Annotated in this window: 21 protein-coding genes and 1 pseudogene; 3 read left to right on the top strand and 19 right to left on the bottom strand. The window is 39.8% G+C overall.

Annotation, left to right across the window (positions count from 1 at the left end; translation table 11 throughout):
- The 18 genes and pseudogenes from E5355_RS20040 to E5355_RS17620 all read right to left on the bottom strand — a co-directional run.
- Positions 1-77 (bottom strand): NAD-dependent epimerase/dehydratase family protein (locus E5355_RS20040; RefSeq protein ID WP_136011376.1); only part of this gene is annotated, 77 nt, incomplete at its 3' end.
- Between the two features lie 9 nt (positions 78-86).
- The gene (locus E5355_RS17695; RefSeq protein WP_136011375.1) at positions 87-407 is read right to left on the bottom strand and encodes a hypothetical protein; all 321 of its coding nucleotides are present in this window, start codon (positions 405-407) and stop codon (positions 87-89) included.
- A complete protein-coding gene (locus tag E5355_RS17690) occupies positions 404-598 on the bottom strand; it encodes a hypothetical protein (protein WP_136011374.1) in 195 nt (64 codons plus the stop codon). Before E5355_RS17690 ends, E5355_RS17695 begins: the two co-directional genes overlap by 4 nt.
- 199 nt (positions 599-797) lie before the next feature.
- On the bottom strand, positions 798-1,940 hold the full coding sequence (locus E5355_RS17685) for a glycosyltransferase family 4 protein (protein WP_136011373.1): 1,143 nt from the start codon (positions 1,938-1,940) through the stop codon (positions 798-800).
- A 250-nt stretch (positions 1,941-2,190) separates the two neighbouring features.
- Positions 2,191-2,676, bottom strand: a complete 486-nt coding sequence (locus tag E5355_RS17680; protein ID WP_246866990.1) for an IS66 family transposase — start codon at positions 2,674-2,676, stop codon at positions 2,191-2,193.
- A 21-nt stretch (positions 2,677-2,697) separates the two neighbouring features.
- Entirely contained in the window at positions 2,698-2,826 is a 129-nt protein-coding gene (locus E5355_RS20165; protein ID WP_256372011.1) for a hypothetical protein, read from the bottom strand.
- A gap of 31 nt (positions 2,827-2,857) precedes the next feature.
- Positions 2,858-3,154: an IS66 family transposase gene (locus tag E5355_RS17675; protein ID WP_136011372.1), complete on the bottom strand. Its 297-nt coding sequence runs from the start codon at positions 3,152-3,154 to the stop codon at positions 2,858-2,860.
- Positions 3,155-3,166: 12 nt separating this feature from the next.
- Positions 3,167-3,310 carry a hypothetical protein gene (locus tag E5355_RS19580; protein ID WP_168354379.1) on the bottom strand — a complete coding sequence of 48 codons (144 nt, stop codon included), beginning with the start codon at positions 3,308-3,310 and terminating at the stop codon, positions 3,167-3,169.
- Between the two features lie 52 nt (positions 3,311-3,362).
- Complete coding sequence (locus E5355_RS17670; RefSeq protein ID WP_136011371.1) at positions 3,363-3,656, bottom strand: hypothetical protein; 294 nt, start codon at positions 3,654-3,656, stop codon at positions 3,363-3,365.
- Between the two features lie 242 nt (positions 3,657-3,898).
- Positions 3,899-4,705 (bottom strand): annotated as a pseudogene (locus tag E5355_RS20035) (glycosyltransferase family 4 protein).
- A gap of 301 nt (positions 4,706-5,006) precedes the next feature.
- Positions 5,007-6,092: an EpsG family protein gene (locus tag E5355_RS17655; RefSeq protein ID WP_136011368.1), complete on the bottom strand. Its 1,086-nt coding sequence runs from the start codon at positions 6,090-6,092 to the stop codon at positions 5,007-5,009.
- Positions 6,093-6,102: 10 nt separating this feature from the next.
- Entirely contained in the window at positions 6,103-7,086 is a 984-nt protein-coding gene (locus E5355_RS17650) for a glycosyltransferase family 2 protein (RefSeq protein WP_136011367.1), read from the bottom strand.
- A 4-nt stretch (positions 7,087-7,090) separates the two neighbouring features.
- On the bottom strand, positions 7,091-7,840 hold the full coding sequence (locus E5355_RS17645; RefSeq protein ID WP_136011366.1) for a glycosyltransferase family 32 protein: 750 nt from the start codon (positions 7,838-7,840) through the stop codon (positions 7,091-7,093).
- Between the two features lie 122 nt (positions 7,841-7,962).
- Positions 7,963-8,934, bottom strand: a complete 972-nt coding sequence (locus tag E5355_RS17640; RefSeq protein ID WP_136011365.1) for a hypothetical protein — start codon at positions 8,932-8,934, stop codon at positions 7,963-7,965.
- A complete protein-coding gene (locus E5355_RS17635) occupies positions 8,912-9,952 on the bottom strand; it encodes a GNAT family N-acetyltransferase (protein ID WP_136011364.1) in 1,041 nt (346 codons plus the stop codon). Before E5355_RS17635 ends, E5355_RS17640 begins: the two co-directional genes overlap by 23 nt.
- 48 nt (positions 9,953-10,000) lie before the next feature.
- Positions 10,001-10,843, bottom strand: coding sequence for an acyltransferase (locus E5355_RS17630; RefSeq protein WP_136011363.1), 843 nt, complete (start codon positions 10,841-10,843; stop codon positions 10,001-10,003).
- Positions 10,840-12,294, bottom strand: coding sequence for a lipopolysaccharide biosynthesis protein (locus E5355_RS17625; protein WP_136011362.1), 1,455 nt, complete (start codon positions 12,292-12,294; stop codon positions 10,840-10,842). Before E5355_RS17625 ends, E5355_RS17630 begins: the two co-directional genes overlap by 4 nt.
- A gap of 71 nt (positions 12,295-12,365) precedes the next feature.
- Positions 12,366-13,880, bottom strand: a complete 1,515-nt coding sequence (locus E5355_RS17620; RefSeq protein WP_136011361.1) for a hypothetical protein — start codon at positions 13,878-13,880, stop codon at positions 12,366-12,368.
- 749 nt (positions 13,881-14,629) lie between these two features.
- Between E5355_RS17620 and E5355_RS17610 the strand changes: the two genes are divergently transcribed.
- Together E5355_RS17610 and E5355_RS17605 are read left to right on the top strand one after the other, a co-directional pair.
- Positions 14,630-15,259: a BT4734/BF3469 family protein gene (locus tag E5355_RS17610; RefSeq protein ID WP_210434544.1), complete on the top strand. Its 630-nt coding sequence runs from the start codon at positions 14,630-14,632 to the stop codon at positions 15,257-15,259.
- Between the two features lie 54 nt (positions 15,260-15,313).
- Positions 15,314-17,089, top strand: coding sequence for a DUF3987 domain-containing protein (locus tag E5355_RS17605; protein ID WP_136011358.1), 1,776 nt, complete (start codon positions 15,314-15,316; stop codon positions 17,087-17,089).
- A gap of 131 nt (positions 17,090-17,220) precedes the next feature.
- Here the strand turns inward: E5355_RS17605 and E5355_RS17600 are convergent, their stop codons facing one another.
- Complete coding sequence (locus tag E5355_RS17600) at positions 17,221-17,439, bottom strand: DUF4248 domain-containing protein (RefSeq protein ID WP_136011357.1); 219 nt, start codon at positions 17,437-17,439, stop codon at positions 17,221-17,223.
- Between the two features lie 208 nt (positions 17,440-17,647).
- Between E5355_RS17600 and E5355_RS17595 the strand changes: the two genes are divergently transcribed.
- Positions 17,648-18,133 (top strand): DNA-binding protein, encoded by a 486-nt coding sequence (locus E5355_RS17595; RefSeq protein ID WP_136011356.1) that lies wholly within the window; start codon positions 17,648-17,650, stop codon positions 18,131-18,133.
- Positions 18,134-18,207 lie beyond the last annotated feature (74 nt).

The raw sequence follows: 18,207 nt of genomic DNA, 5'->3' as shown, positions 1-18,207 counted from the left end.
AGGGTATGACGTTCCTTTAGGGCAATAACAAGATTGGAACCCACAAAACCGTGGATTCCGGTGATTAGTATGTTCATTGAAATATGCTAAAAAATATACTGACCGGAAACGTGATTATTGGTTATGTATTTGATAAAATAAGTATCTCCGATGACAGAGAAAAAAACATACCACGTCGTCTTAAAATTACGTTGATAAGTGATGTAACGCATATCCTTACCATAACGCTCAAAAAAAGCGGGAGCTTTCCTTTTCAATTTAGAATGAATGTTCTGTTGAATATCAGCTATCAGTTCTTCCACATAAGAAATAGCAAAAGGATAAGTACCCAGATACTCCTTCTCAACAAGTATTTTTATAAGTCCATACAAATCCTCCTCTACTTCGGGAGCAAATACGACTTTCATTCAAACAAAGCCTTTATACGAGGACGAAGCCTGCTCAATAATTCCTCACCGGAAATAGCACATTCGATGCCATCACGTTTTCCTATAACAATATCTAAATTCCCCTTGTCACTTGCAGTATAAGCAACAATCGGTTCACCGACCATCTCTTTCGTTGATTCTTGCTCTTTATATGGCTTAAGTTCACTCATCTTTCCAATCTTTTTACAAAGATATTTGAAGATTTTGAAATATCCTAATTATCACTCACTAATTTGTGCTTTTCAGAAACGGTTTCTTCACAAAGTGCATGCCCTAATTAAGTGCTAACCACAAAACTATTAGACAGATTCTCCATGAGGCAAAGCCTCGGTCTGATAGAACTTCAAATCAATATTTTTATTCATTAGTTTATACCTCTAAATATAATTTTTCGATTTCTTTCCAAATGATATGTTGTTCAAAATTATCTACTACAAACTTGCGCCCATTCCTCCCATATTCATGGCACAACATCTCATCATGATAAAAGTTCTCTATTGCTATTGCCAAACTACCTGAGTCGTGTTCTACATATATCCCAGTCTTTTCTTCTATAATTGAATCTATACACCCTGTTACTTTGGTCGTTATTACGGGAAGCTCCATTGCAGACGCTTCTAATACCGATGTTGGAAATCCTTCACGATAGGATGGCAAGACAAAAAGATTCATCATAGCATAATAATACTCAATCATAGCATTCTCTACATAACCAGTATAAATAATTGATGAATTTCTCTTTATCTCGTTTACTATATTCTCAGGTAAAGCATCCCTTTTTTCTAACATACCCACTAACAGCAAAGCAATATTCGGATGATTACCCTGAAGGCATTTAAAAGCATTGACTAACTCTATAATACCTTTATCACGAACCATACGTCCTGTGAATCCTATAATAAAGTTATACCGATTCAAACCTAAATCAGCCTTCAATCGTTCTATTCGACTATAGTCCAATTTATCTCTATTGAACCTTTCAATATCAATACCATTACATGTACCCTTCGATAACAAAATTTGCTTTGAACCCATATTCAATTTATCTTCAAGACTTCTTTTATAAACAGAAGGACTAACGCATACAACTTTTGTAGCTAATTGAGCAGATAAACGGTCCATATATAATAATAACTTTCGTTTAAATCCTTTAGCCGTTTCATAAACAAGGCCATGACGAAAATAAATACGGACCGGCACATGCATGATATAAGCAGCTATCATGGATAATAAAGCCCCCTTGGGGGTATGCCCCGTTACAACGTCAGCTTTAGACTGCCAGATACATTTAGCAATTTTGTAAACAGCTTTAATATCTTTTCTCAAAGAAATAGCTCTTAAAATCTCTACCTCATAAAACTCAAAATCATAACTTGCCGCAAAACGTCGTAACTCTTCTGATGAGCTACAAACAATATATTCTTTATAGCCTCTATTATTAAAATACGAAAATTGTTTACCAAAAAAATATGGGATAACAAAGGATATATTTATGACATGAAGAATATTCATTGGAATTTTTGCAAATTAATTACTTTAGATTATAAGTAGATGGTTAGCGTCCAATTTTGGCGTCCCCCTAGGGAAAGCCGCTTTTCAGCGGTTCCCTATTAAATATTTCAAAGTTTGAACGTAATTTTTAATTTTTGTTAGTATTGAGTCCAATCGTCAATCGTCATAGGCAGCAGATTCTCATAATCCCTGCGACCATTTACAACTTCATGGAAGAATTTCTTTAAATATTCCAATACAGACAAACCGTTCATACGACACGTTGACAGCAACGTATAATAAGCTGCTGAGAGATTATCCATGCGATTGCCCACAAAAAAAGCGAGTTCTTACGCTCAATTGCCAAAGGACGGATGAAACGTTCTGCTATCGAATTGTTGATGTCATAACGACCATCGTTCAGATAAGTAAATAGCTGTTTCCAGAAGGTATGAAGATAATTCACGGCCTTGTCCATCAGTTGGGGATGCGTCGGAGATATCAGAACATTAAGCTTACTCCTTATTCGACCGATAATCTCTTTAGTCCGCAACGACTGGCGACAATTGGTTATCTCTTCCGCTGACAGATTGCTTAACTTATAGGTTTCTTCAAGCTGGTAAAGTTCACCGAAACACTCTATCACATATTTGGCATCAAGGGCACCGTCCAGTTCATATGCATAGACAAATTTGGTACGGGCATGAGCCAAGCAGCAGAGATGTTCTGTGTCAACCAGTTCCTTATCGATATACATATAAACATTGTAACCGTCCGACTAAAAAGTCTTTATCTCACGGTCTTTCACAATTCCCCTCAAGACCTTACGACCTCTGGAACCGTCCTCATAACAGTAGATTACTATTTTCTGTTCCTTGTTTACCAGACACCAGATATACTTCTTCATAAAATGTCTGTTTACCTTGCATCATATCTCGTCACAGTTGATAATGGAGTCCTTCACCATAGCACCGTTTTTTAAGACTCTCTATCAGAGAGCCCGTAAAAGAAGCGCCTGGGGCCAGCCAGTTAATCAGAGTCATACGGCTCAAAGACATCTTATGATCCCAAAGACGGTACATCTCACGGTAATAAGGAATATTCAGCACAAAATGATCAAAAGCCAAATGAGCCAGAAAATCAGCCGAAGCATGAGTGCTCAGAACAACATCCATCTTCTCCAGACCACCGTCTTTCGGAGAATAACCCTCGTGAATCCTACCGTCTGACTGCACATAACGGATTACCTAATACTTGTGTTCCAATATATAGCTTATCTGTTCGGAAGAATATTTGTAGAAGGTCTTGACGACTACGGAATCTTTCGGAAGACGGCTGAAGTCTGAATCATGACATACGGACTTGTCAGCCTTTATACGCTTGTAGGACATTCTCTTACTGTAGGGTCTTTCCCTTTCACCGGTATTTGTGAAGGAGAATTCACTAACTGGACAAACGAACCTTACGTCTATCCTTGGACATGACGATAAAGGCTTCATCATACATAGGTTCACGGTGAAACTGCTCATGAATGATTAAAAGTACACGGTCATATTTGCAACGCATATCATGAGATTTGCGCAAATAATAGAAACGGTTTATATCCTTGTACCATTTGTAAAACAGATTATAAGAGACTTTACTCTTTATACAGAAAGTCTGGATTGACTCACCTTGCGGCATAGACTCCGCTTTATAGCGGATAAACAAATACTCAAAATCGCTGCTGCCATACATATACTACTTTTTTATTACAGCGGCGAATATCTGACTTTTTATAATTTTATACAATACGTCAAAATTAGACGCTTACTAGCATATATTGCAATAGATACCTTATTCTTATTCAAGCAACGAATTTGCACGTCTTCCATCGCTGCAAGCTCCCTTTGTAAAGAGGAGACACATTCTGGGAAATGGTAGTAATTACGAATGATTTTTTGCTCCATTGTTTTTTGTTTTCTACAAACAACAAATATTTATGACTCAATACAATCAATCAACATCTTTGCAGAACTATCCCAAGTATTCATTGCTGCATATTCATAACAATTTTTTTTTAGCATCTTCAATAGAATAGAATCAGCCAATAAATCACAAATTGCATTTTCCAGTTCTCCTACATTACCAGGCTGAATAAGAATCCCTGTTTTACCTTCTTCTACCTGCTCTGGAATTCCACCTATGCAAGTTGCAATCACAGGTTTCCCAAAAGCATAAGCTAAAGGAATGATTCCTGATTGAGAGGCATGTGTGTAAGGAAGAACCACAAAATCAATCTCTTTAAAAAAACGTTCTACTTGATTATCTTCAATCCAACCAATATGTAAATCTAAGTTATTCGCACATTCTTAAATCATCGTTTGATAAGGTGTTATATCCCCATTACCAGCTATTACCAACTTTGCACCAGGTGCTTTCTGTGCAATCCCTTTCATTGCTTCAAGCAGCACTTCAAGACCCTTATATTTAATAATACGCCCAAAAAATAGAAAGCGATTATAGCACGTATAATCCTCTATAATATTCTCACTTAAATAATAACCTTTAAAAACAGCATGTGGAATTACTAAAATATCTGATTCTTCCATTCCCTTATTTATTAAATAGTTCTTGAAAGAATTACTGAGAATGACTTTTTTTGTACTTTTATAAGAGAACATAAATCGCCCTAGTTTATTCCAAAAAGAATTTTCACCTTCATGTAAAACTACATCATGAATCGTTTGTACTGTCAGTTTACACTTACAATAAGGAATAATAAACCTCTCCCAAGGGTGAGACATTGGAGAATAAATCATGTCAGGAGCAAAACGATTTATAGTACGTATAGAATCCAAATAGAGAAAGAATTTAAAACTCTTTAGAATAAACTCTGTGATTGAATTATACGTCTTAAGTTCCTTAATTTTTACAGAAATATTATTTTCTGCCCAAGATAACCAATTGTGTTTATTTGAAACGTAAGTCGATATAATACACATCACTTCAGCTTTACGAGACAAAGCCTTTGCCATTTCAAGAGCATATTCCGGTCCGGCACCTTTACGACCTAAATACAACAATACAATTTTCATACATCAATTTTTATAAAGCAAACTGGAACGGTGAACATCCGTTGTGTCCTTGTGCTATCGCTCCATAAAAAGTCATCACACTAAACAGCAATATACACACGGTAACTACTGTCACCAACTTCGTTTTACATTTCACTATTAAAAAAGCATAGCAGCATAAGTACGACAGCAACACAAAACGCAGTGAAGTCATGCAATAGGACATACGAATGGTGAGCTGATTGGCCATGCCCATATTAAAAATCAACACCCCTATATAGTAAATCCACCAAATTACTGTGAATCCTTCATTCTTAAACACACGGTTCAACTTTGCCGCATAACATATCATAATCAAATCTATCAGCTTGATACCTATAAAGCCCAAACCGTACGAAAATGAATTCTCCAAAAAACCAGATGCATATCTTTGATATTGCCACGCATCCACCATTTCAAAGAAAAGATTGCCCAGCCGCTCCATCAAAGTGGAACCAAATAATACAGTCAAGGCAAATAGTCCTAACAGCAAAATCCTTTTATTGAGAAAACTATCATCTATTCTGTTTACAAAATATAACGGCACCAGCACAAGTGAAGAAGTATGAAATCCAAAAGCTAATATCATCATTACCGCATACCTTTTCCAATCCCGACTCTCGATATATCGCAACGCATACAGAAACACAAAGAATGCAAGCGACTGCCTCACCAAATTGAGCGATGAAAAGAACGGTCCTATCAAGAAATAGAGCAACACTCCAAAAAAACAAATTCTCCTACGCCTCTCTAGAAACTTATAAAGCAACAAAATTTCTAGTAATGCCACTACAATGAAGAACGCTTGATAATTCAAGCCAAAGAAAGCTACAGTCTTGTTAAGAAAAACATAAGCAAACTCCAAATCCAAATCTCCGCCTGCCAGTACGTATATATAGTAGTCATGATATGAAAACCAGTCAGCACCTACATCATATCGCATCCCTACCAAGAATGCATAGCAAAATGAAGGTATCAATAAAACGGAATAACGAACATTACAGTTCTTCCACACATAAAATGTAGCAGAACATACCACCAGCACAAGCAGTGTATACACTACATAACTAAATAGCATCTCAAATACCCTATGAGGATTTCAACATTCTTTTCAACCAAAAACCAGTTTTGGTGAAACACAAAATTAGCCTGTAACATTTCAAATGCACCAATTCTAAGATGACCCTATCGGCTATAGATAAATCTTTATAATATTTTTGGGGAATATCCAGATATACTTTAGAAATGTCTTGAATATCAGCCAGCGTATGAGCTATCTTGAGCATATACGTTTTCGTACGCAATTTAGCCCGATATAAAATACTTTCGTACGAATGATTTTCGGATACAGACAAAAAGAAATCACACAAGACAGAATCAGCCCACAATAAATCATCAATATGTTCTCTTTTGAAAGATTTGGTATAAGCCTCATTATTGTATTGTACATAGTTATATAAACAATCTTCTATCATCACAATGTGCTCTGCGTAATACAGTAATCGAGGAATTACAGCATAATCCTCCCCTTGATTCAGTCCCGGTATGGCGCGGATACCAGTTTTCCGGTACAGTTCACGAGCCATAAACTTCCCCCATACACAAGAGGTATTTTTTTTCTCCAACAACGATTTCAAGTAAGATTCTTTATCAACAAAATGATACATATTGGGACATGCTACTCGACCTTTGACATATACTGAATAAAAACCAAATACCACTACATCGGCTTTCTTCTTATCAGCCACTGCGCACAACCTCTCTATAGCCTGTAGTTCTAAATAGTCATCACTATCCACATTCAGGACAAAATCACCAGTTGCGGCTTCCAGTGCCGTATTCCGCGCTTGCGCCAACCCTTTGTTACGGTCATGGTGAATAATACGAGTGTGATCTTTTCTTTTAGGATAACGTTCTATAACCCCACTCAACACATTCATGCTGTTATCGGGCGTACAATCGTCCACAAAAATATACTCTATATCCTCGTAAGTCTGTTCAAACAAAGATACAGCACACTTCTCAATATATTTCTCTACACCATAAACCGGTATTAATAAAGAAACTTTCATCAGTCTATTTTTTGTCCAATAAGTTCTTCATTTTCAAAAGCCAACCCGTCATCCGCTTACCTATTAGGCCAATAATCTTATTTTTCAACTTTTTTGAAGGTGAAACCCATGATGCCGCATAATGATGAATAGTATGAGTGTTTGGATACATCTTGCATAGACCCGTATAATAGTCTATTGGACAAAAATATACTTTCGGATATACCCACACATCTGCACATAGTTGTACATCGTTTATATTTTTCAATCCGTGTCTAACCAACAGTTCAGTAGTATATTGTACTACCGTCTTCAAGTTTAATCTACCATCCGTATGTCTGAAGTGTAATTTGGCATACAAGTCAAGAATTTCTGCATACAGGCCAAGACCCGGATTGCATCCCAGGCCAAGACCTGGAGCGACTGCTAACGTAGTCGCTCCAGCATCCTGTCCGGCTTCATTCTCACACCCCATAAACGGCCCGTGAGCTATAATATCATCCATTGGACGTATCACCTCCACATCCGTATCAAAATAGAGGCCACCGTGATGATATAGTATATAGAAGCGAGCATAGTCACTCACAAAAGCATATTTCTTTGCTTCATACGCTTCTTTAGTATAGGGAATGATATTTACGTCAAAGTTATCTTCATTCCATTCTTTTATTTCATAGTCGGGAAGAAACTTTTTCCATGAATCAATGCACTTCACGGCCAATTCCGGTAAGGGATTACGCCCAAACCAACAATAATGTATTATTTTGGGAATCATATATTATATTTGGTGACAGATTTGAAATAGAATCTTTACTTTTTTCATGAACCTACTTAAAGCCTAAATAAGAAAAAATCCTTCAATGCAAACAACAATATTAAATGACGATTTACACAACACTATTCAGTCAAAATCCGGAACCGGAAACACGTCAGAAAACTTTTAAGCTTATTCATTATTCTTGCATATAGCAAATAATGATACTCTTTTGCATCTGTAGCCACAACCCACTGTTCTTTAAATTTCACCATATTAAATTGATGCCCCCCTTCATTATAGAAAGGAATTTCAGAAGAATAAATATTCTCTTTAACAAGATGTTCTTGGTACTCTGTCGTAGTTAGCCGAGTAATCTCACTTACATGAACATTGTCTCCATATCTAAAAACACAGTTTTGTGAAAACCTATATAACTTACCGTTGATTTTTTGAAGGCTTCCAGCATTTCGCCCCACATTCTGGCTATGAGCTATCGGCGATAAAGGATGTTTTACATATTTTCCCATTAAAGAATCTGAATAATACAGTTCCAGAGTATTGATGCCATCTTCATATTGAACAGTAGTCATCAAATAGTAAATGCCATCTTTTTTGTAAATTGACGAATCAGAGTAACCCATATTCATCACATTCCCAGGTGACAATTCAAGAAGTTTTCTTTTTAGTTTCCAACGAGTAAGAGTATCATCTGTAGCCTCATAGACTCTGATACTACCATCAGTACCCGTTTCAGGCACCATATAAACCTTACCCGCATCTGTGAATACCCAAGGAAAAGATAAGTGAAATTTCTCCTTCAGAACGACCCGAGGCTTTGTCCAATGCTTTAAGTCAATAGTTGAAATCATCATAATGACGCCAGGAGTAAGCAATTTTTTGCTCTCATAAAACAAACAAAGGCGATCTTTATCCACAAAAAGAAATGGGTCAGCTAGTATAATCGTAGGATTCAGACAAAACCACTCAGATAGTCCAGTAATTCTTTTCAACGCCTTACTTTCTCTCACATCAAAAGGAGAGACTTTTAACGGTAAAGCAAGTAGTTGTATCTTAAAACACTCAACCATATTATAAATTAAAAGAAACATCATGTATATAATGATTAACTCCTCCCAATGAATATTTATATTTTTCATCCCCTCTCGTAAAATCCAACAATGATATTTCTTTACGCTCTATTAGGTTCAAAATATATGCATATAATGCCAATACACCTGGAGAATATTTCGCAAATTTATTATTGGTACCTACAGCCATTAATACAACTTTTTTATGGTACTCATCTAATCCATAGCAAAAGTAGGCTGCTAATTCACCATCAATATATGCGCTAACAAAGCGTAATGATTTATCCTCGTAAAAGGGTAAAAAGACAGGAAAAGATATTATAAACTTATTTTTTAAATAATTCTTTAAACATTTAATCAGTTCTTTCAATGAATGAATCCTGAATTTGTTTTTTACCTCCACCCTTTCTTGCCGCATTGATTCGCATATAGTCAAATTCGGATGGTCTTCAAATGAAAAGACAATTGACCTACCATCTTTATTTAGTCTGTTATTAGCTGTTCGTATATTCTGCCTTGATTTTTTGCTAAGAATTTGTTTGTAATCGTCTACACCCTTAGGAATCATTAAAGAAACACACGTTGTGAGGCAGTCTTTATTCAAGGTTACATATTGAGACAAATAAGCGTACAACTTTGTATCTTCCTTAATTTGTTCTAAACAACATAGGCTTAAGTGCAACTTACTATAAATGTAGTCAAACAGCACCTTAAAAACATCATTACTACAATCTGCGTAAACAAAATTCAAATAATCACTCCATCCTTTTCGACCTATTAAATATGCACCTTTCTTGTTTACAAATAGAAATGTTTTTTCAATAATCCATAACGGTGCTATAAGAAGAGGTTTTTCGCCTTGTTTCACTAAAAGATATAATAGTTTACATATGCCTTTGTACTGAGGAGTGAAATGCTGAATAATCATGTTCCATTTATAAGATTGGTAATAGGTCATGTCATCCCCTTTTTCAAGAATTAGCCAAGCTTCTTCTAAGTGCCTAATGGAGTCATTCGTATATTCTTCTATAGTATAATTCATATCACTTTGCACTAATCATTCTTATACATAATCCACATAGTATATACATTACCAGTCTCTATCACAAATATCATGCCCAACCCCTTCTGGTATCGGATACATATCTGCTTCCGGATGAAGCATAAAATACCGATTAACCTCACCTTCAAATTGATGACTTTCAATACGGCGATATCCTATAGCTACCAACTTAGCCGGTATTCCACCAATTATAGATTCTTCTGGAATATTCGACATATCTTTGTTCACCAAACTGTTTGACGCCACGATTATTTTATTTGGAATTACTGCTCCGCCAGTAATCGTAGAACTATTACAAACCCAACAATAATTCCCTATAGTAATAGGGTGTGCTCTTTTCTTCACCATACCATGTTTAAAGTCAGCTATATAATGATAGTTCGAGTCAAGCACTTGGCATCGGTGCACAATCCAGGATTGTGCACCGATGCGTACCACCGATTCCGCCGTAATATTACAAAAATTCATAATCTTTGTATCCGCTCCCAAATCAAGCAGTCCGCAAACAGTCAACCTGCTTCCACTTCCTATCACACATTTTCCTCTAAAAATGATGTCCCCCCATAGATTAAGCTCAACGTTTCCCCCACTATATTGCGGAGCCCCCGCTATCGTGCAGTTCAGTTTTACCATACCGGGATAACAAGATCCAATGCATCTTAAATGTCCTGTTTGCGCAAAGAGTCGAGGCCATCCGTAAACAAAAACCGGGAAACGAACAGCCTGTTTAAAAGGGAAAAAGATTAAATTGAAATAAAGAGTATAGAGCGGATTAAACCAGTGTACCCACAATGCCCTTACAATATACAAAGAGTAATAATGACGAGCAAACCCTATCAACTTGCTCCATGTTAGTTTACGAATATTCATCTTTTACACAATTTATTTTTCAAAAAATCCCGAACTATAGCACGCTCACCAGCCGTCACACCTACCATGCTAATACATACAATAGTAGTAAAAGCCGTTAAAAAGCAATAAGAAAATGTTCCAATCACTGTAGTAGGCATAACATAATAAAGCGGTGCCGCTACCACAGTACTTAGTACTGTACTCTTCAAGATGGGGTACACAACACCGTTCATGTATCCTCGGTAAGTAAGTGGAATATATGACGAAATAATACGCAATACTACTATCAGATAAACCGAGCGCACTGCCACCATTATCATGAAAACAGAAACGGGCGAATAACCCAACCTCAACACTGCATACGAAATGGGAAAGACCAACAAGAAGACACCACTGCCTATCAAGATATACCATTTGAGTTTACCTACTGCCAGTGAAATAGTCCATATCGGATTATTCAAAGTAGTAACCATCGAATAAAGCAAAATCCAAATAGTAAACACGTCCACATATTCAGGCACTTCTGTCAACCATATTGATAACAGTTCATTGATAGAAAACATCACTGGTAGGCAGATAATCCACAACAAATAGAAAGAATATTTCGAACTATTATAAAAGAGCTTCATCATATAGCTGCAATCACCGGAAGCATAAGCTTTGATAAGCGGTGGTTGCACAGAAGTGTAAAAGTTACTAGAGAAACTTCCTACAGCACCACTCACCTGGCCCGACAAGGCACGAGCTGCATTCACTACTGAACCGAAAAAAAGGTTCATCAAGATATTCACACCCGAATCATTGATAGCATATACAGCTGTACCTATCATATTCCACCCCACCAAGGTGCAGGTTTCTTTTAAGACAGCTTTATTCCATACCCACCTCAATTTGCACTCTTCATAACGCTTAAAACAGTAGAGCATATAAAATACCTGCACAAGGAGCGTAACCATCAACATCAAAAAACCATAAGTAATAAGTTTGTCGGTCAATGAAATAGTAAGCAGATAGACAACCCCCAGCTTAGCCACTCCTTGGAATATACCTAAAAAAGAAAATACATCCATCGCTTCATGTGCTATAATGCAAGAGTTAAATACTATGCCCAGCAAAGTAAGGCAGAGCGATATCACAGTAAAATGATATACACACACCGCAGCAAAAAGCCTATCAGGAGGAATAACCAGTTTATTATAAACAAACCACAATCCTACGGTTTCGGCAAAGAAAAATATCCCTCCTGCTATCAAAAGATAAACAATAAGATGCTGATTAAAAACTATATTGGCTTTTTTCAAATCACTTCTACCCAGTTCTATGGTGAGAAAACGTTGCGATGCATTAGTTAGTGAAGAACTGAAGAAAGCAAACAGCACTGCTACACCTCCCACTACATTGTATATCCCAAAGTCGTCAACACCTAACTTTTCAAGCAACACTCTCGATGTAAAAATGGATATCAACATAAGGACAGCCATTCGCACATACAAAAAGAGTGAATTTTTTGCGATACGTTTTGAGTTAGAGTCCACCTATATTATGCTTCTTTCAGTGACAATGATTTGAATTTGGCCGGAAACTTATTGCGCAGCCATCTGTAAAAGCCTTGTATCAACAATGCATAAAGGAAATTAGAACCAAAGAGCTTTTGGTAGTTATAACATTGCAACGTATGGCTACAAAAATTCAGACGTACTCTATCAGTCTTTATATATTTCGTCTTTTCATGATTACTACTCATATAATAATAGCCGTATTTAAGCACATCATCGCTATAAAGGCAAGCAAGTTCAGGCGTATCAATATATTTCCAAAGTTCTTCCATTGTCTTTGGATTATAGGTGATATTCATAGGCTTATAATAAGCCGCTGCCAGGCAGATTACAGGTTTTTTCCAATATACAGATTCAATGCCGGTAGTTGACCCAAAAACGATAATTTTACTGGCAGCATCCATCAAAGCATAGGTACTGATAGGGGAATTGCTTCTGACAACTGTCAGATTAGAGTAATTAAGATTATATAAATCCAAATGATACTTATAAGAAACCTTCTTCAAATTAGGATGCACACGCAGTGTAAAGTGCTTGGTTTTATCATGTTTATAATGCTCGACAATGCTTTTTATTCCTTCAATCTGAGAAGGGAAAAAAGCTCCATCATCAAATTCTTTACTCACTGCAGAAAATTCATCTTCAGAAGAATTAAATATAACGATATTTTCCACATCATTTTTCCACTCTTCGGGCATTTGCCCTTGTACCTGATCTTTCACATAGATGGTGTCACCTGCAAAGACTGCATTTCGCCTATTTTCAAAGAAAGAACGGGCTATTTTCTCACGTTCGTTATCAGAATCTTTCGTATGCTCCCAACACTCCACATATTTCTGATTATTCGCAGCAATGCTATGTGGTATATCATTATAAAAATGAGTTAGAAAAGAATCACCTTTTGCATTACACATATCTTCTGTACAGATGAAGTCAATCTTCAAATTTTTACAAATATTGAAAAATGGCTTGAATTGAGCTCCACGTCCGTTTTGGAACACAACCAAACCAAAACCATGTTTTTTCTGGAGACGCTCAAAAACTAAGGCTGTAACAATTTGTTCACGAATCAATGCATCAAAATAAGCACGCGACTTCTCGTTAATTTCAGGATTTAGATTCCTAGTTTGGGAAATGTAGGTTGACATCACCCCCATACCTATATCAACTCCATGGAAAGTGAGAGCCCTCAGTTCTTTTACTGTATCGTATTGCAGTTTAGGGATATCCTCTTCTTTAAGTTGCTTTACAAACTCTTTCATCCAGTGTTGTTCCACTCCTTTGGGCAGGAAGTGTTTCATATCTTTTTTTTGAAAAGCCATGCACAGTTTACAAAAAAGTGGATTCCAATAAGGATTTTCCATACATCCTCCAATAGATTGGTCACAATTGAGAATAAACACCTCATTTCCTTGCCTTATCTGCTCTAAAGCTATATCCAAATGAATTCCGACTGACGAATTGAGCCCTGTTTCAGCTATATATATAAGAATTTTCATAATATATGATAAGCACTCAATTTAGGGCATACCCCTTTGAGAGGGCACTTTTCAGTGCCTTAAACCGAGTTTTGTTAATGAATTAGTTTTGAATTTAACATTGGCTGGTAGCCAAAGTAATTTTGTCAGGGACCATATTAACATAATCCCTGCACCCGTTAAAGATATTTCTGAAGAAACAAAGGAACTGCCTGTGCTCCCCAAAAAGAGAACAACAGGCAATTTTGCATCGGCAAACAATGAGCCAATACTACAAAGAATATGCTGACACCCTTCAGATAATCAATGTAAGGGTCATATCCTTCTGTTTTTAGCGGGACAATAAAACGGTTACCTTGATTTTCTCGTTTGAAGCCATTTCTCCACCCACTCGCCGGCCAATTTCCTGATTTCGTCATCATCCAGTTCCTCCAGTTCATCGATATAGTATCGTAGAAGAGCTTCGTATGTACTAAGTGAGGCATTACGCCCTTTTTTTTAAGTCCATGTACGTGGATGGAGAAATATGCAAGTCCTTGCAAAGAGTTTCGATGGTGACTCCACTCTGTTTTCTCGTTCGCTCGATAAAAAAGCCCAATGAGGGGTGAATAAAATCTTTGTCCATTTAGATAATTTTTTAAGTAATTAGATAGAATAATATGTTATATATTGTTATTATTTACTTTGTCCCTTTAAAATCTTTCTCACATGTGAGAAAGATTCAAAGAAAGAGAAAGAATATCTTTGAACCAACTATTTAAACATATAATATGCCAAAATCTTTAAAAATGTCGCTTTTCATGCCACCCATCTCACCGATGAAGGACGGAGCGACCGGGAAAACCGTGAAAAGCGCCACGCTCACCCCCCTGCGTACTTTGGAACTGAACGAAGTTTACCAACTCATCACTGCCAACAAACGGCTGATCATCCTGACCCAAGCCATCCGCGAAGCCGCCCTACAAGGCGATGACGACAACTGCCGGATGCTGAAACAGCAAACCTTGCCCTATGTCACCCCCTGCGGCGTATTCACCCGACGACGGAGCGACTGCCTGGAACTACCCTCCGGACTGGTGGTGGTAGACGTAGATCACCTCGACTCGCCTGACGAAGCCCGACGCCTGAAACAGCTGCTGTTCGATGACCCTTACCTCGCGCCGGTGCTGGTGTTCGTCAGCCCCACCGGACGGGGTGTAAAGGCTTTTGTACCCTGCCCTATCGGAAAAGACTGCACGGAGGCGGTGCGCTGGGCCATGAACTACGTCCACTGCATGTATGACGCCGAAAACACACAACCCGGAAAAGGAGTGGACACTTCGGGGAAAGACCTCGTACGTGCCTGTTTCCTCTGCCACGACCCGGAAGCACTGCTCAGAAAAGTTGTGGACTTCGAATGATGAGCCATTGCAAATCACCGACTACAAATTACTAATTATAAATTACCAAATCTGATGGAACCACTATCTTCATTGCACCTTCTGGCCGAAGCAGTCAGAAATGCAGGAGCAGACATTGCTCCAACCTATCAAGAATATATACAACTGGCCTTTGCCATCGCCAACGACTGCGGCGAAGCAGGCCGTACTGATTTTCTGGCTCTGTGCAGCCCGTCTCCGAAGTACAACCCGCAAGCGGCCGACAAGCTCTTCAGCAATGCCCTGAAGACAGGCCGTAACGACGTGCATCTGGGAACCGCCTTTCATCTGGCCGAGCTTTGCGGCGTGAAGATTCAGCACGAAGCCGCACCCGCCATTGGTACACTTGGTACACAAAGTTCACCCCTCTCTTCCGCCTCACACACACGCGCACGCGAGGAAGAGTCCGCAGCGGGCATTGAACCACTGTCTCCATTACCCACTTTCGACGAACATCTCCACTGGCCTTATCCCCTGAATCGCATCATGAGCTGCGGAACCTCCCCCGCCCAATACGATGTACTGCTACTGGGTGCCGTCACCGTATTGGGCGCCAGCATGGGGAAACACGTCCGATGTTCCTACGGAGGAAAAATGATGTCCCCCTGCCTGCAAACCTTTGTAGTAGCCCTGCCTGCATCCGGCAAAGGAGTGCTCTCCTTGGTACGCCTGCTTGCCGAACCCATTCACGACGAGATACGTGAGCAGGTAGCCGAAAGTATGGCATGTTACCGCCGCGAAAAAGCAAAATACGACACACTGGGCAAGGAACGTGGAAAAACGGAGACTCCCGTAATGCCTCTCAACAAGATGTTCCTCATCTCGGGCAACAACACCGGAACCGGCATCCTGCAAAACCTGATAGACTCCGACGGTACCGGACTGATATGCGAAAGCGAAGCTGACACCATCTCCACCGCCATCGGTTCGGAATACGGACACTGGAGCGACACCATGCGCAAGGCCTTCGACCACGACCGGCTGTCCTACAACCGGCGCACCGACCAAGAATACCGCGAAGTGAAAAAGACCTATCTTTCCGTACTTCTGTCGGGCACCCCCTCACAAGTGAAACCACTGATTCCCACTGCCGAGAACGGGCTCTTTTCCCGCCAGGTGTTCTACTACATGCCTGCCATACATCATTGGCAAAACCAGTTCGACCGCAATGACAGCGATCTCGAAGATACCTTCAAGGCTCTGGGCATGGAATGGAAGGAGAAAATGAAAACCATTGTCATGAACGGAATATTCACCCTTCACCTTACGGACGGACAGAAAGATGAATTCAACCGGCTCTTCTCCCGACTTTTCATACGTTCCGGACTGGCCAACGGAAACGAGATGTCGAGCAGCGTGGCACGTCTGGCCATCAACATCTGCCGCATCATGGAAGTGGTGGCCATGCTCCGCGCAATGGAACAAGGGGAAATCACCGCCTCGCCTTACGTGTCGCCCGACCCTCACACAGCCACAGACAATCTGAAAGACCACATTGTCAGCCGATGGGATCTCCTCATTGCTTCCGATGACTTCCATGCCGTACTCTCACTGGCCGAGAGCCTTTACCGGCATACCACCCATATCCTCTCCTTCCTACCCCACACCGAAGTGACAAGCCGTGGCAATGCCGACCGGGATGCGCTGGTAGGCAGCATGGAAGAAGAATTCACAAGGGCCTCTTTCCTGCAGAAAGCCGAAGAGATGGGCATCAAATCGGAAACCGCCTCCACCTGGCTCAAGCGCATGCTGAAAAACGGACTGGTGAAATATGTAGATGGCAAGGGGAAATACCGGAAACCAAAAGTCTGACAGTTTGCTTCGCTTCACGCACGCGCATGTGTGTGTGTGTGAGGCGAAAGGACGGATGAACCTTTGTACCAAGTGTACCAACCTCACCTTTACGCTTCCCGACCTGACCTTCACGCCGCCCGACCTCAGGTTTAAGGCTCTCCAAGTGCAGCCACTATCAGCCTCACCTGGGCTGGCGTATAGGAGCGGGAACGGGAGGAACCGCCCAAGGCGGAAAGCCTGTCACGCAGGTCGGGACAAAGGTCTATCCAGTGTTTCAGCTTGCGGAAAGCAGCCTCCGGACAAAGATTGGGACAATAGATTTGGGCCAATTCGGTACGCCCGTATGTACGTATGACAAAAGAATCCATAGTTGACAGTTATGATTTATTTTTCACCAAAAGTAATTATAAATCATGACATTATCAAACTTACAAGCGTAAATAACCGACTAAAACAGACCCTAACAGACGAGAACCTGCAAAAACCGGCAAACGCCCGTATCCACAGCCTTATCTTTGCATCGTTGAGTTCAACACAGCAAATGTTTTTATCCTTTAACTTCTAAATTTTAATTGTATGATTCGTTACAAAAAGTATCAAGTGACGGGCGAAGACAGCCCACTGAAAGGCCTCTGGTATGCACGCCCCGTAATCGAAGAGACCTTCGACATCGAAAAACTGGCCAAGCACATGTCCAATCACAACACCCCCTATTCGAGTGGTGTCATCAAGGGAGTGCTGGCAGACATGGTGGCCTGCACCAAGGAACTGATTCTGGACGGCAAGAACGTGAAACTGGATGACCTTGCCATCTTCTCCGTAGGAATCGTCAGCAAGAAAGGGGCGCAATCCGCTGCCGACTTCTCGCTGGCCAACAACGTGAAGGGGCTGAAGCTCCGCGCCCGTGCCACCGGCGAACTGAGTAATGCCCAAATCAACCTGGACGGACAGCTGAAGGAAGCCTCCCTATATGCCGTAGGCGGGAAAGCCCCCGACGGCAGTGGTTCCGACGGCGGTTCCGGAGGGAATGACGGTGACCAGGGCGAGAATCCGTTAGGATGAGAATAATTACAAGTTACTAATTTAAGTTTCGCAAGTTCAGCTTGCTAGTTTTAATTTGTAAATATCGCATATAT

Source organism: Bacteroides muris (ex Afrizal et al. 2022) (assembly GCF_004793475.1).
Lineage (GTDB): Bacteria > Bacteroidota > Bacteroidia > Bacteroidales > Bacteroidaceae > Bacteroides > Bacteroides muris.
The sequence above is the reverse complement of the archived record's forward strand: the minus strand, read 5'-3'. Positions and strand labels throughout refer to the sequence as shown.

Excerpts from the sequence above, each read along its gene's own strand:
- E5355_RS17695 (WP_136011375.1), bottom strand. The coding sequence starts at position 407 with ATGAAAGTCGTATTTGCTCCCGAAGTAGAGGAGGATTTGTATGGACTT.
- E5355_RS17690 (WP_136011374.1), bottom strand. The coding sequence starts at position 598 with ATGAGTGAACTTAAGCCATATAAAGAGCAAGAATCAACGAAAGAGATG.
- E5355_RS17685 (WP_136011373.1), bottom strand. The coding sequence starts at position 1,940 with ATGAATATTCTTCATGTCATAAATATATCCTTTGTTATCCCATATTTT.
- E5355_RS17680 (WP_246866990.1), bottom strand. The coding sequence starts at position 2,676 with ATGTATATCGATAAGGAACTGGTTGACACAGAACATCTCTGCTGCTTG.
- E5355_RS20165 (WP_256372011.1), bottom strand. The coding sequence starts at position 2,826 with ATGAAGAAGTATATCTGGTGTCTGGTAAACAAGGAACAGAAAATAGTA.
- E5355_RS19580 (WP_168354379.1), bottom strand. The coding sequence starts at position 3,310 with ATGTCCTACAAGCGTATAAAGGCTGACAAGTCCGTATGTCATGATTCA.
- E5355_RS17670 (WP_136011371.1), bottom strand. The coding sequence starts at position 3,656 with ATGTATGGCAGCAGCGATTTTGAGTATTTGTTTATCCGCTATAAAGCG.
- E5355_RS17655 (WP_136011368.1), bottom strand. The coding sequence starts at position 6,092 with ATGCTATTTAGTTATGTAGTGTATACACTGCTTGTGCTGGTGGTATGT.
- E5355_RS17650 (WP_136011367.1), bottom strand. The coding sequence starts at position 7,086 with ATGAAAGTTTCTTTATTAATACCGGTTTATGGTGTAGAGAAATATATT.
- E5355_RS17645 (WP_136011366.1), bottom strand. The coding sequence starts at position 7,840 with ATGATTCCCAAAATAATACATTATTGTTGGTTTGGGCGTAATCCCTTA.
- E5355_RS17640 (WP_136011365.1), bottom strand. The coding sequence starts at position 8,934 with ATGATGTTTCTTTTAATTTATAATATGGTTGAGTGTTTTAAGATACAA.
- E5355_RS17635 (WP_136011364.1), bottom strand. The coding sequence starts at position 9,952 with ATGAATTATACTATAGAAGAATATACGAATGACTCCATTAGGCACTTA.
- E5355_RS17630 (WP_136011363.1), bottom strand. The coding sequence starts at position 10,843 with ATGAATATTCGTAAACTAACATGGAGCAAGTTGATAGGGTTTGCTCGT.
- E5355_RS17625 (WP_136011362.1), bottom strand. The coding sequence starts at position 12,294 with ATGTTGATATCCATTTTTACATCGAGAGTGTTGCTTGAAAAGTTAGGT.
- E5355_RS17620 (WP_136011361.1), bottom strand. The coding sequence starts at position 13,880 with ATGAAAATTCTTATATATATAGCTGAAACAGGGCTCAATTCGTCAGTC.
- E5355_RS17610 (WP_210434544.1), top strand. The coding sequence starts at position 14,630 with ATGCCAAAATCTTTAAAAATGTCGCTTTTCATGCCACCCATCTCACCG.
- E5355_RS17605 (WP_136011358.1), top strand. The coding sequence starts at position 15,314 with ATGGAACCACTATCTTCATTGCACCTTCTGGCCGAAGCAGTCAGAAAT.
- E5355_RS17600 (WP_136011357.1), bottom strand. The coding sequence starts at position 17,439 with ATGGATTCTTTTGTCATACGTACATACGGGCGTACCGAATTGGCCCAA.
- E5355_RS17595 (WP_136011356.1), top strand. The coding sequence starts at position 17,648 with ATGATTCGTTACAAAAAGTATCAAGTGACGGGCGAAGACAGCCCACTG.